We start from the raw sequence: 13,435 nt of genomic DNA on the forward strand, positions 1-13,435 counted from the left end.
TCAATTTACATTGTCATGACCGCTTGCCTTGATATTGGGTGATTTGTCACCAACATCAGCAAGCGCCCACATGAATTACCTGATCAAATTGTTAAAGAGCGGTTTCGCTGTTTGGTTACTGTGAAAGTAACCGGCTTGCCGTTGACTTGGCTTGCCTCAGCGAGGAAGGCGTATTCTACGCATTTCCTGGTGTTTGTCAACCGCTGTTTCCAGCGAATGAAGCGAGCGGTGAATCTGCTCTAACTTCCTGACAAACCGAAGCTTTTTACACTTCATTCACCGCTGGTAACGCTTGGCGTCCCCGGCAGCGGATGCGTACTTTACGGTTTCACGGCCGGGTTGGCAAGGGCTGTTGTGAAATAACTATCAAAAAGGGGGTAGAAAAGTGCTAGCTGCTAGTTTTGGCCTTACGCATAACGGCTAATACAGGGCCTGAAGCCACGTAGGCACCAAACAGCAATAACAACATTACCGAAGGTTCAACCGAGATCATAACGAAAGCCAGAACGATGGCCAGCAGCACAACAAAGGGTACCGGCTTCTTAAAGTCGAGATCTTTGAAGCTGTAGTAGCGGATATTGCTCACCATTAGCACGCCTGCCGCTGCAACCACTACCAACATCAGTAGTTTGAAACCAAAGGCGTCAGCATCAAAGCTATGAAAAGTCCACACACTGGCCGCTACTAACGCTGCGGCGGAGGGACTTGGCAGTCCGATAAACCATTTTTTGTCGACACTGCCAATTTGAACATTGAAGCGCGCAAGGCGAAGCGCTGCGCAGGCTACATAGAGAAAAGCCACTACCCAGCCGGTCTTACCAATGTCCTGCAGAATCCAAGTAAAGGCGACTAGTGCCGGTGCCATACCGAATGAAATCATATCGGCCAAGCTGTCGTACTCAGCGCCAAACTCGCTTTGCGTATTAGTCATTCGTGCGACACGACCATCCAAGCCATCCAGTACCATGGCAATAAAGATGGCAACTGCCGCCGAGGTGAACTCACCATTAATACCAGCCACCACCGCAAAGAACCCGGCAAAAAGTGCCGAAGTGGTAAATAAGTTAGGCAATAAATAGATACCCCGACGACGAATCTTTTTGCCGTCCTCTACAGTCTCCTCGACCACTTCCGTCTCACGTAAGAAGGCCGCCGCCAAGTCCTCATTACCGCCTACTTCTGACTGATCAGAACTATCTGACTGATCGGCATTGTTTGACTGAGCACCATTAGGCTGAACACTACCTGATTGAGTACTGTCTGGCTGAGCAGAACCTGGCTGTGAAGAGCCCTCCTGACCTGGGCTTGAGTTTGGCTGATCCGAGCTAGCATGCTCTTGATAGCGAGCGTCCTGTGTCATAGGTTTCATCCATTAAAAGTGAAGTCACGGGAACAGTGATCGCTTTCATTCTACACGGTGAGTGCTGCCCAGCCAGCCAATTGCACCTAGGTATAGGCAAACATAAGCGTAAAAGCGAACGACCATACAGCCATCCATAAAAAGCGCCGCCTCCATGCAAACCATGGAAGCGGCGCTTTCACTTCATTTAAAGTGTTGCACTACGGGCACTTAGAGCGATAACACCTTATCACCCCGAGCAATACCCGAGACCCCGGTACGGGCGACCTCTAGAATACCCACTGGCGCCATGGCCTGCAGGAAGGCATCCAGCTTGCCCGCATCGCCAGTAATCTGCACGGTGTACAGGCTCGGCGATACATCGACGATCTGAGCACGGAAGATATCCACGGTGCGCTTCACCTCATCGCGGGCCGCACCTAGCGCTTTCACTTTCACCAGCATCAGTTCACGCTCGATATGGTTGCCCTCGGTGAGATCCACCAGCTTGACCACATCAATCAGCTTATTGAGATGCTTGGTGATCTGCTCGATGACCCGGTCATCGCCCACGGTGGTGACCGTTAAGCGCGAAAGCGACGGATCTTCTGTCGGCGCTACGTTAAGCGTTTCAATGTTGAAGTTGCGCTGAGAGAACAGCCCGACTACACGTGACAGCGCACCCGGTTCATTTTCTAACAGAATCGAGATGATATGACGCATCAGGTACGCTCCGTTTTAGACAGCAGCATGTCACGCATGGCACCTAACGGCACCTGCATCGGATAGACGTGCTCAAAAGGGTCGACCTTCACGTCAAGGAACACCAGCTCATGCTTATCAGCAAAGGCACGCTCTAGCGCAGGCTCCAACTCGTCAAGGGTATTGACGGTAATCGCGGTAAATCCATACGCCTCAATCAGCATATGAAAGTCCGGCAGCGACTCCATATAGGAGTGGGCGTGACGCGATTTATAGTTCAAGTCCTGCCACTGACGCACCATGCCCAGCGACGCATTGTTAAGATTGACGATCTTAACGCCCACCCCGTACTGCTTACAGGTGGAGAGCTCCTGCATCATCATCTGGAAGCTGCCTTCACCGGTGACACACACCACGTCATCATCCGGGTAGCTCTGCTTGATACCCATGGCGGCGGGGAAGCCAAAGCCCATGGTGCCCAAACCACCTGAGGTAATCAGTCGGTTGGGCTTATCAAACTTGTAATACTGAGCGGCAAACATCTGATGCTGGCCAACATCGGTGGTCACGTAGGCTTCGCCTCGGGTTACCCGACAAAGCTCTTCGATCACTTCCTGCGGCTTAAGCGCCTCACCCGCCTTGGAAGGCTCGTATAGCTTGCCCTCTCGGTCGGCGCGCCAGCCATCTATCTTCTCCCACCACTCGGTGAGTGCTTCAGGATGGGCAATTTTGTGCCCCTGCACCAAGCTGATCATCTCATTGATAACGCTGGAGGCCGGGCCAACAATCGGTACATCGGCACGCACCGTTTTAGAGATCGAGCTTGGGTCGACGTCCACATGGATGATTTTAGCTGTCGGGCAGAACTTCGAAGTGCTGTTGGTTACACGGTCGTCAAAGCGCGCCCCAATGGCAATAATCAGGTCGGCGTGGTGCATGGCCATATTGGATTCATACGAGCCGTGCATGCCCAGCCAGCCCAAGCACTGCCGGTCACTTTGTGGATACGCACCAATGCCCATCAGCGTGGTGGTGATCGGGTAGCCCAACTGCTTGACCAGGTCGGTCAGGCCTTCGCTGGCTTTGCCCGTTACTACACCGCCGCCGGTATAAAACACCGGACGCTTGGCTTTGAGCATCATCTCGACGGCTTTTTTGATCTGCCCCGTGTGACCACGCGTGACCGGGTTGTACGAGCGCATCTTGACCTTTTTCGGGTAGACGTACTCATAGCGCTCGGTGGGGGCAGTCATATCTTTTGGGATATCCACGACCACCGGGCCTGGCCGACCGGTAGACGCCAAGTAGAAGGCCTTTTTGAGCACTTCCGGAATTTCCGACGGGTGACGAATCGAGAAGCTATGCTTCACAATCGGGCGCGTCACACCGACGATGTCGGTTTCCTGGAAGGCATCTTCACCGATCAGGTGGCTAGCCACCTGGCCACACAGCACTACCATGGGAATCGAGTCCATGTAGGCGGTGGCAATACCGGTAACGGCGTTGGTGGCACCGGGGCCTGAGGTGACCAGTACGCAGCCGGCTTTGCCCGAGGCGCGAGCATAGCCATCCGCTGCGTGAGTCGCCGCTTGCTCGTGACGCACCAAAATGTGCTTCACCTTGTCCTGGCGGAAGAGTGCATCGTAAATATGCAGCGCTGCACCGCCGGGGTAACCATAAATGTATTCGATGCCCTCATCTTGCAAGAAGCGGGCGATCATATCTGCGCCGGAAAGCAGTTCCACTGTATTTCTCCCCTGAAGGTCTCGAGTGCGATCCGTACCCAACTGGGCACGGTGTCGAGTGCGGCGGTATGCCGCTGTCGGCCCTTGCCGACACCTGATGCCAAACCCTGGCAGGAGGCCCGGTTAGGGCCTGCACTCTTATCACAGCAGTTCGCCGTGTCGGGGCGTTGGCCAGGTTGGGCGGTTAGCCCAAGCCCGGAAGTCCTTCGGCGGGTAGAGGCTTTCGCCTACCCTTCACGCGGTAATTAGGGGTTGCCCGTTGAGTCCGCGCCCGCAAATCAGGAACCGACAAGATTCCATTAGCAGCCCCGCCCTGTCAACCGCCATTACTCGCTGAATGCGCCCATGAGCCCTTTTTCGGCTCAGAGTTGCGGTCATCCAAATACGATTCCCGGCGCACGAGACCAATGTCTAAGCCGAGAAATTCGCATATCGTCTGTGCGGTTGTGTAATATTTTAGGTGACACGATTCATCTAAATTTCATTTCTGTCACTTACAGCACTGTGTCTCGAAGTGCACCTCCGAGGAAACATCGCCAGCATTTATTTGCTTCTCATAGGCTTTCTAAATTCAGCCTACTTCGAGATGGTTAGCACTCATTAGGTGAATCGAGTCACCCATTAACGAACGGTCAGATAACTGACCTACCACAACAACAAGTAGCGCGAGGAAAAGCTCATGTCACGCATTGTGCAATGGTCCGTTACTGTGGCACTAGCCGGCTTCCTGTTCGGCTTTGATACGGCAGTAATTTCTGGGGCCGACAAGCCCATTCAAGCTCTATGGGGCCTCAGTGATCTGCAGCATGGTCTGTTGATCATGTCGATGGCTTTATGGGGCACTGTACTTGGCGCAGTCTTCGGTAACTGGCCCACCGATCACCTTGGTCGACGCATGACTCTGCTGTTGATTGGTGTTCTGTACTTGATATCGGCGATAGGATCCGCTGTGGTCACCGACCCCTGGGTCTTCGCCCTCTTCCGCCTTATCGGTGGCATTGGTGTGGGCGTCTCTTCAGTCGCCGCCCCGATTTATATTTCCGAGATAGCTCCACCTCGACATCGTGGTGTACTGGTGGCCATGTACCAGTTCAATATCGTCTTCGGTATCCTTATGGCGTTCGTTTCCAACTATGTCATCGGCAGTATGATAGAGGGAGATATCGCCTGGCGCTGGATGCTGGGTATCGAGGCCGTTCCGGCTCTGATTTACACTCTGATGATTACCCGTGTCCCTCGCAGCCCACGCTGGCTCATCCTCAAACGCAATGACGTCGAAGAAGCAAGTCGCGTGCTGCGGTTGATCGACCCAGACGTGGATGTTGATGCGGAAATTGCCACCATGCGAGCCGCCGAGAACGAAGAGCGCTCTGCTAATGCACGCTTCTTCTCTCGCCGCTATCGGCTGCCGATCCTACTTGCCTTTCTGATCGCCTTCTTCAATCAGTTATCGGGCATCAACTTCATCATCTACTACGCGCCACGCGTGCTTGAGGCCGCTCAGCTCGGCAGCCAAGCGGCACTGCTCTCCACCGCGGGCATTGGTTTAGTCAATCTGGTCTTCACCATGATAGGGATGTCGCTGATCGACCGGTTCGGACGGCGCACACTCCTGTTCATCGGTTCAGCAGGGTACCTGTTGTCATTAGTTCTAATCTCACGTGCCTTCTTCACCGATTCCCTGGGCGGTATCGAGGTACCGCTGCTACTGGCCCTGTTTATTGCTGCCCACGCTATCAGTCAGGGGGCGGTGATCTGGGTCTTCATTGCAGAGGTGTTCCCCAACCATGTGCGTGCTCGCGGTCAATCCTTTGGCAGCTCAATCCACTGGGTCTTCGCAGCTTTGATTACCCTGGTCATGCCTTGGGTGCTGGGCACTTTTAGTGGTGGCCCGGTGTTCGCCTTCTTCGCCATCATGATGTTGCTGCAATTAGTATTCGTGCTGATCCTGATGCCGGAAACGCGCAATGTTTCTCTTGAAGAACTGCAAAAACATTTGGTAGGTAACGACGTTAAACTACGTAGGGTTCATCTATCAGGGGCCCGAGTTAAAGTCTGATAACCTCCCCCAAGAGAAGCCAAAAAAAGCCTCGCCAGCAAAGCTAGCGAGGCTTTTTATCTACTCAATTAGCCGAAGTGGCAGCTCAATTACGAGCTAAACACCAGCTTGCCGTCTTCCGCGTTGATATGAATGGTATCACCTGGGGAGAATTTGCCTCCCAGCAGATCCTGCGCCAACGGGTTCTCGATACGGCTTTGAATGGCCCGCTTAAGTGGTCGCGCACCATATACCGGGTCGAAGCCAACGACTGCCAATTGCGCCATCGCTTCAGGACTCACCTCAAGCTTCAGGTCGTGTTCGGCGAGGCGCACTTTTAAGCGCTCAAGCTGAATACCGGCAATCGCCTGAATCTGCTCTTGGCCCAGGGCGTGGAACACCACCACTTCATCGATACGGTTGATCAGCTCAGGCCGGAAGTGGTTACCCACCACCTCCATGACCATGTTTTTCATCGCCTCATAGTCGCTGTCTTTATCAGCACTAACGTCGCCGCCCATGCGCTGGATAATGTCCGAGCCCATATTAGAGGTCATCACGATCACGGTATTGCGGAAGTCCACCGTGCGCCCCTGACCGTCCGTTAAGCGGCCATCCTCTAATACCTGCAGCAGAATATTGAAAACATCCGGGTGGGCTTTTTCCACCTCATCCAGCAGCAGCACCGAATAAGGCTTGCGGCGGACGGCCTCGGTTAAGTAGCCACCCTCTTCATAGCCGACGTAGCCGGGAGGTGCACCAATCAGGCGAGCCACGGAGTGCTTCTCCATAAACTCCGACATATCGATACGTACCATCGCCTCTTCGGTATCGAACAGGAAGTTGGCCAGCGACTTACATAGCTCGGTTTTACCCACCCCGGTGGGGCCGAGGAACAGAAACGAGCCGTTAGGCCGGTTGGGATCGGAAAGCCCTGCCCGAGAGCGACGCACCGCGTTAGCGACCGCCTCGACGGCTTCATCCTGCCCAATCACCCGCTGATGCAGCGCCTCTTCCATACGCAGCAACTTATCGCGCTCGCCTTCCAGCATTTTGGATACCGGAATGCCCGTCCAGCGGGAAACCACCTCGGCGATCTCCTCTTCAGTGACATTGGAGCGTAGCAGCTGGTGGCTGGAGGTATCCGCTTCCCCCTCGCCGCTTTCAGCAATTCTCTTCTCGAGCTCTGGAATCTTGCCGTACTGAATTTCCGACATACGGCCCAAGTCGCCCTGACGGCGGGCCTGTTCCAGGTCAATGCGCGCCTGCTCAAGCTCGGCCTTAAACTGCGCAGCCCCCTGAATACTGGCTTTCTCGGCTTTCCAGATTTCATCCAAGTCGGCGTATTCGCGCTCTAACTCGTGTATTTGATTATTAAGTGCTTCCAGGCGTTTTTTAGTCGCTTCATCGGTCTCTTTCTTAAGCGCTTCCCGCTCCATTTTGAGTTGGATCAAGCGGCGATCAAGACGATCCATCGACTCTGGTTTGGAGTCCAGTTCCATACGAATCCGCGAGGCGGCCTCATCGATGAGATCGATGGCTTTGTCAGGCAACTGACGATCGGTGATATAGCGTGTCGAGAGCTTGGCCGCGGCAATAATAGCGGAGTCGGTAATATCCACGCCGTGGTGAACTTCATAGCGCTCTTTCAGGCCGCGCAGAATGGCCACGGTGTCCTCTTCGGAAGGCTCATCCACCAACACCTTCTGGAAGCGGCGCTCCAGCGCGGCATCTTTCTCGATGTACTTGCGGTACTCATCCAGGGTAGTCGCCCCGACGCAGTGCAGCTCGCCGCGCGCCAGGGCAGGCTTGAGCATATTGCCCGCATCCATGGCGCCTTCGGCTTTGCCCGCGCCGACCATGGTGTGCAGCTCATCGATAAACAGGATCACCCGCCCCTCTTCCTGGGAGAGCTCTTTGAGCACGGCTTTTAGGCGCTCTTCAAACTCACCACGAAATTTCGCGCCGGCGAGCAGCGAGCCCATATCCAGCGAAAGCACGCGTTTATCTTTTAAGCCTTCCGGCACTTCACCGTTGACGATGCGCTGGGCCAAGCCTTCGACAATGGCGGTTTTACCCACGCCCGGCTCGCCGATAAGTACCGGATTATTTTTAGTACGCCGCTGCAGCACTTGAATCGTACGGCGAATTTCATCATCGCGGCCAATCACCGGGTCGAGTTTGCCGTCCAGCGCGCGCTGGGTCAGATCCATGGTGTATTTATTGAGCGCTTCACGCTGGTCTTCGGCGTTGGCATCATCCACCGTGGCGCCGCCGCGTAGACTATTAATAGCGGCCTCAAGGGATTTGCGGTTAATCCCTGAGTCTTTCAGCAGTTTGGTAATCGCCGAATTCATTTCCAGCGCTGCCAGTAGTACAAGCTCACTGGCAATAAACTGGTCACCGCGCTTCTGCGCTTCGCGATCGGTTAAGTTGAAAAGCTTGATGAAATCCCGCGATGGCTGCACTTCGCCATCGAACTGCCCCACCTTGGGCAAGTTATCCAACTGCTGTACCAACCCATCGCGCAGGCGCGAGGGGCTGCCCTCGGCTTTTTCAATCAGGGCTTTAATACCGGTGTCTTTGGTGTCGAGCAGGGCTAGCAGCAAATGCGCTGGGTCTAGCTGATTATGGCCGCGGCCCACGGCCAGCGACTGCGCTTCGGCAATCGCGCTCTGGAGCTTGGCGGTAAATTTATCAAAACGCATGGAATTCCTCCTGGGGTAGCCGTGCGTTTGGACGCACCGCGTGACCCGATAACGTGTCATTAGACGTGCTAAATCACTCTTAGCTTGACAAGTTAAATGGCGTCAGTTCGACGCTTTTCAAGAGGTGGCGGCGTAAACCGCTGGCTTAAAGGAAGCTTTTATTAACGTTAATTGATCCAGATCACGCTGGCCATACGTCCTGTCTTACCACCATCGCGACGGTAGGAGTAGAAACGCGACTCGCAGGCGGTGCAGAAGTGGCCGCCGCTAATGTGATTGACGCCTAGCGCCTCTAAGCGAAAGCGCGCCAGACGGTATAAATCGGCCATGTAATGACCCAGACGGTAAGGGCTATGGTCAAAGGCGTCAGCGGTATCTGGATGAACGGCAACAAAGGCGCCGTAGACTTCCGGCCCCACTTCAAACTGGGCGTTAGAGATCGCAGGCCCTAACCACACCAAAATATCGTCGGGATCCGTATTCATGGCGGCAATGGTCGCCTCAAGCACACCGCCCGCCAGACCGCGCCAACCAGCATGGGCCACCGCCACCTGGGTACCCGCGCGATTGCAGAACATCACCGGCAGGCAATCGGCTGTTAACACTACACAGGCATACTCACTGGACGTGGCAATGGCCGCGTCCGCGTCGGCAGCCTCGGACTGATAAACCTGTTGCACGCGGGCGCCATGGGTCTGGTTCAGCCACAGCAGAGGTCGCTCGTCGCCTATTTCCTTTTGCAGCAAACGACGGCAAAGCGCCACATGATCAGCATTATCGCCCACATGTAAGGCGGTATTAAAAGCGGCAAAATCACCCTGGCTAGGCCCTGATTCCCGGGTCGTCACAAAGGCGCGTACGTTAGTCGGTGCAGGCCAGTCCGGCACTAAAAGCGTCGGCCGTAAATTAATGGCATCGCTCATCGCATCGTCTCATTATCTTCGCGCAGGTAATCCAACAACATTAACAAATCATCGGGGAGGTCTGCCTGAAAGGTTAATGTTTCGCCACTGACCGGGTGCTTGAAAATTAATTTACGCGCGTGCAGCGCCTGACGGGGAAACTCACGCAGGATCTCCTTCAACGGCTCCGCAGCACCCGGCGGCAGCTTGGCGCGACCGCCGTACATGGGGTCACCAATTAAGGGATAACGGGCATGGGCCATATGCACGCGGATTTGATGGGTGCGCCCCGTTTCCAACTTGCAGCGCACGTGGGTATGAGCACGAAAGCGCTCAACCACGCGAAAATGGGTAATCGCGGGTTTGCCCGATGCGGTTACCGCCTGACGCTTACGATCTTTAGGATGACGGCCAATAGGCGCGTCAATGGTACTGCCCGATACAGGTTTACCAATCACCACTGCATCATATTGGCGTGACACGCTGCGCGCCTGCATCTGCTCGACCAGCGCGGTTTGCGCAGGCAGCGTTTTGGCTACCATCATCAAGCCGGTGGTGTCTTTATCCAAGCGGTGCACAATACCGGCACGGGGCACTTCAGCAATCGCCGGGTGATGGTGCAGCAAAGCATTTAACAGGGTGCCATCAGGGTTGCCTGCAGCAGGATGCACGACCATTCCCGCCGCTTTGTTGATCACCATCAACGTCTCATCTTCATAGACGATATCCAAGGCAATATCTTGCGCCTCAAAGCGCGTATCGTCTTCGATGGTGGCCTGCAGCGCTAGCACTTCATGGCCATGCAGCTTGGCTTTCGGCTTGGCGTGAGCGCCATCAACGGTTAATTCACCGGCGTTAATCCACGCTTTTAAGCGCTCGCGGGAGTAATCGCTGAACAACTCCGCCGCCGCTTGGTCTAATCGCGCACCGGCTAACGTAGCGGGCACGCGGTGCGTGTCTTCAACTGTTCGAGACATGAAAAACCTCTTTAAGACGCAAAAACCCCAGCAAGGCGAAAAATCAGCCCCCGCTTGGAAAAATAAGCGTTTACGACACCCGACGAAACGTCGCTAAGCCTGCGTTTTAAGCCGAGGTGTTTTATAGTGGGCGGACTGCGACCTATTCTACCATTTCTACTTATGGCCATCGCCGCTTTTTGGTGATTGAGGCTTGTTAGCAACGAGGATGATGATGCGCGTTTTTTCAGCTGCCAACCGCTTTGGCGTTCTAGCCCTAAGCCTTGCCCTTTTAGCGGGCTGTGCGAGTAATGACACCAATGAAGAAGAGGAAGATGAATTTGCAGGGGTGCAGGAGCGTGAGCTCTATGAGTTGGCCCGTACGGCGCTAGACAGTAACCGCTACCCAATTGCGATAGAGCGCTTGGAAGCGCTTGATACGCGCTATCCGTTTGGTGCACATGCTGAGCAGGCGCAGCTTGAGTTGATCTATGCCTACTATGAAAACAGTAATTGGGAAGAAGCTCGAGCGGCTGCCAGCCGCTTTATTCGCCTTCATCCTGACCACCCGCAAGTGGACTATGCCTACTACCTGCGCGGCCTTTCCGCATGGCAGGCTGGCCGCTTCAGCCTAGAGCGGCTGCGCCTGATTGATATTTCAAAGCGTGATATTGGTGCTTCACGGGATGCTTATAATGACTTCCGAGAGCTGATTCAGCGTTATCCACAGAGTGAATACGCCGCTGACGCCCAGCAACGCATCGTCTACCTGCGTGAGCTAATGGCCCGCCATGAGCTCCATGTTGCCGATTATTACCTACGCCGTGGCGCTTACTTAGCAGCCGTTGAACGTGGCCGCTGGGTGATCGAAAACTACCCCGAATCCAACGCTACCCGGGATGCCCTAGCCACCATGGTGGAAGGTTATCAAGGCCTCGACATGGATGACCGCGCCAACGAAGTTCTTGCGGTGCTGCGTGAGAACGCGCCCGATCATGAGCAGTTGCAGGGCAGTCGTTTTGTTCCCAAGCACTTAGGCCAAAATGATTAAAACTTGACGGTACTCAACCACTAAAAGTTGTACAGCATCTACTTATCTGACCACGCTTCGGCGTGGTTTTTTTATTCAAAAAACCCAACCAATTGATTTATAAAAACAACATAAGAAAAACCAGTAGCCGTAGAATAAACAATGTTTTCTATACAACAACTGTACAACGATATATAATTTGTTCGTCTTGCACAATAAAGTGCCTTAACGGCACCTCAGGGAGCAATCAATGTCGTTTTTTAAAGCACGTTCCAGCAACACCAGAATTAGCACGCGCTTAACGCTCGGATTTGCTGCCCTCCTTGGGCTGCTGGTTCTGTTAACCGCCGTAGGTATTTATCAAGTCAATCAAATTGACCGGGATTTAACCACCATCAATGATGTTAACGGCACCAAACTTGGGTTCGCCGTGGACATGCGCGGCAGCGTGCATGATCGCGCGATTGCCCTGCGCGACATAGTACTTGTCCAAGACGATAGCAAATTTGATGCATTGCTCGGTGAGATTGAGAGCCTCAGTAACGATTACGAGACGGCGTCTGAAGGCGAGCACCAAGTAACTAGCGAGTATCCTAGTGGCCAGGAAGAGCAAACTATTCTGGCCAGTATCGATGCCCAAGCCGCTACAACCCTCGAATTGACACAGCAAGTTATTGCCGCCCGCCAAGCAGATCAATTTGCCGATGCAGAGACTTTACTGCTCGAACAAGCAGGCCCTGCATATGCCGAATGGCTTAACCGAATTAACCAGTTTATCAGCCTTCAACAACAGTTAAACGACGCCACCACAGCGACCGCCCGCGACACCGCCTCCGGCTTTCAAATGCAGATGTTGGGGCTAACACTCTTTGCGTTACTGATCGGTGGCTTGATCGCGGTGTTTTTATCTCGCCAGCTGCTACGTGAATTAGGCGCCGAACCCTACGAAGTCAAAGCCTTTGCGGAAGCGATTGGCCGGGGCGAGTTAACCAGCCAGGGGCAGCTCAAGAAGGGTGATACCCGCAGCATTATGGCGTCGCAGGTTGCCATGGCGCATCAGCTACAAACCATTGTGACCCAGGTGCGCGCCTCTGCAGAGGCGGTAGCCAGCAACAGTGAGCAAATTGCTGAAGGCAATAACGACCTCTCTTCACGGACTGAGCAGCAGGCCAGCGCGCTAGCCGAGACCGCCTCTGCCATGGAGCAGCTTAACAGTACCGTCAAGCTCAACGCAGATAACTCCGAGCAGGCTAGCAAAGAGGCCTCCAGCGCCTCTAACACGGCCAAACAGGGTGGCGAAGCGGTCAGTCAGGTCGTTGCCACCATGAACGATCTTAATAAGAGTTCACAGGAAATTGCCGGTATTATTTCTACTATTGATGCAATTGCCTTTCAAACCAACATTCTGGCACTTAATGCCTCGGTCGAAGCTGCCCGGGCTGGGGAGCATGGCCGTGGCTTTGCGGTGGTCGCAGAAGAAGTGCGTAAACTTGCCCAGCGCAGTGCCGATGCCGCAAAAGAGATCAACAACCTTATCTCTAGCAACCTGGAACGGGTCACCCATGGCAACGAGCGTGCCGAAGAAGCCAGTAAATCGACCGAACAGATCGTCGCGGCTATCGAGCGGGTGACCAGCATTATGCAGGAGATTAGCCACGCCAGCGCCGAACAGAGCACCGGTGTGCAGGAAGTGGGTCGAGCGGTGACCGAGATGGATCAAGTCACCCAGCAGAACGCTTCCCTGGTCCATGAAAGCGCCACGGCTGCCAACAACTTGCGCAAAAACGCTCACTCGCTGCTCAACGTTATGGAGGTCTTCAAGTTGCCGAATAGCCAACAAAACGCAATGCCGTCGCGTGCTGCATTGGCACCGACACCTGCACGCGCTACTGCCTCGAACAGGCCCACACTGCCTGCCGCGAAACGTCAGCAGTCAGAGCCTGAGTGGGAAAACTTCTAAACTAATAACTATTTTGGCCGATAAGGTAAAATAGTTTAGAAAGAAGCGGCTCCTA

At 54.3% G+C, this 13,435-nt stretch carries 9 protein-coding genes; 3 read left to right on the top strand and 6 right to left on the bottom strand.

Features of this window, described 5'->3' with window-relative positions; genetic code table 11:
* Positions 1-388: 388 nt before the first annotated feature.
* The 3 genes from pssA to ACT3UM_RS19780 all read right to left on the bottom strand — a co-directional run bounded on the left by pssA (position 389) and on the right by ACT3UM_RS19780 (position 3,786).
* Complete coding sequence (gene pssA / locus ACT3UM_RS19770; protein ID WP_498901699.1) at positions 389-1,369, bottom strand: CDP-diacylglycerol--serine O-phosphatidyltransferase; 981 nt, start codon at positions 1,367-1,369, stop codon at positions 389-391.
* Positions 1,370-1,570: 201 nt separating this feature from the next.
* Positions 1,571-2,062 carry an acetolactate synthase small subunit gene (gene ilvN, locus ACT3UM_RS19775; RefSeq protein WP_035580370.1) on the bottom strand — a complete coding sequence of 164 codons (492 nt, stop codon included), beginning with the start codon at positions 2,060-2,062 and terminating at the stop codon, positions 1,571-1,573.
* On the bottom strand, positions 2,062-3,786 hold the full coding sequence (locus tag ACT3UM_RS19780; RefSeq protein WP_498901702.1) for an acetolactate synthase 3 large subunit: 1,725 nt from the start codon (positions 3,784-3,786) through the stop codon (positions 2,062-2,064). Before ACT3UM_RS19780 ends, ilvN begins: the two co-directional genes overlap by 1 nt.
* A gap of 679 nt (positions 3,787-4,465) precedes the next feature.
* Between ACT3UM_RS19780 and ACT3UM_RS19785 the strand changes: the two genes are divergently transcribed.
* The gene (locus tag ACT3UM_RS19785; RefSeq protein WP_498901704.1) at positions 4,466-5,845 is read left to right on the top strand and encodes a sugar porter family MFS transporter; all 1,380 of its coding nucleotides are present in this window, start codon (positions 4,466-4,468) and stop codon (positions 5,843-5,845) included.
* Positions 5,846-5,934: 89 nt separating this feature from the next.
* Here ACT3UM_RS19785 and clpB read toward each other — a convergent pair whose 3' ends face one another.
* The 3 genes from clpB to rluD all read right to left on the bottom strand — a co-directional run bounded on the left by clpB (position 5,935) and on the right by rluD (position 10,411).
* Positions 5,935-8,532, bottom strand: coding sequence for an ATP-dependent chaperone ClpB (gene clpB / locus ACT3UM_RS19790; RefSeq protein WP_498901706.1), 2,598 nt, complete (start codon positions 8,530-8,532; stop codon positions 5,935-5,937).
* Between the two features lie 167 nt (positions 8,533-8,699).
* A complete protein-coding gene (gene pgeF, locus ACT3UM_RS19795) occupies positions 8,700-9,455 on the bottom strand; it encodes a peptidoglycan editing factor PgeF (RefSeq protein ID WP_498901708.1) in 756 nt (251 codons plus the stop codon).
* Complete coding sequence (gene rluD / locus ACT3UM_RS19800) at positions 9,452-10,411, bottom strand: 23S rRNA pseudouridine(1911/1915/1917) synthase RluD (RefSeq protein ID WP_498901710.1); 960 nt, start codon at positions 10,409-10,411, stop codon at positions 9,452-9,454. Before rluD ends, pgeF begins: the two co-directional genes overlap by 4 nt.
* A 214-nt stretch (positions 10,412-10,625) precedes the next feature.
* Here rluD and ACT3UM_RS19805 point away from each other — a divergent pair, with 214 nt between their 5' ends.
* Together ACT3UM_RS19805 and ACT3UM_RS19810 are read left to right on the top strand one after the other, a co-directional pair.
* Positions 10,626-11,441: an outer membrane protein assembly factor BamD gene (locus tag ACT3UM_RS19805; protein WP_498901712.1), complete on the top strand. Its 816-nt coding sequence runs from the start codon at positions 10,626-10,628 to the stop codon at positions 11,439-11,441.
* A 229-nt stretch (positions 11,442-11,670) separates the two neighbouring features.
* A complete protein-coding gene (locus ACT3UM_RS19810) occupies positions 11,671-13,380 on the top strand; it encodes a methyl-accepting chemotaxis protein (RefSeq protein WP_498901713.1) in 1,710 nt (569 codons plus the stop codon).
* Positions 13,381-13,435: the final 55 nt, after the last annotated feature.

It is taken from the genome of Halomonas sp. AOP13-D3-9, from assembly GCF_052379125.1.
Classification (GTDB): domain Bacteria; phylum Pseudomonadota; class Gammaproteobacteria; order Pseudomonadales; family Halomonadaceae; genus Vreelandella.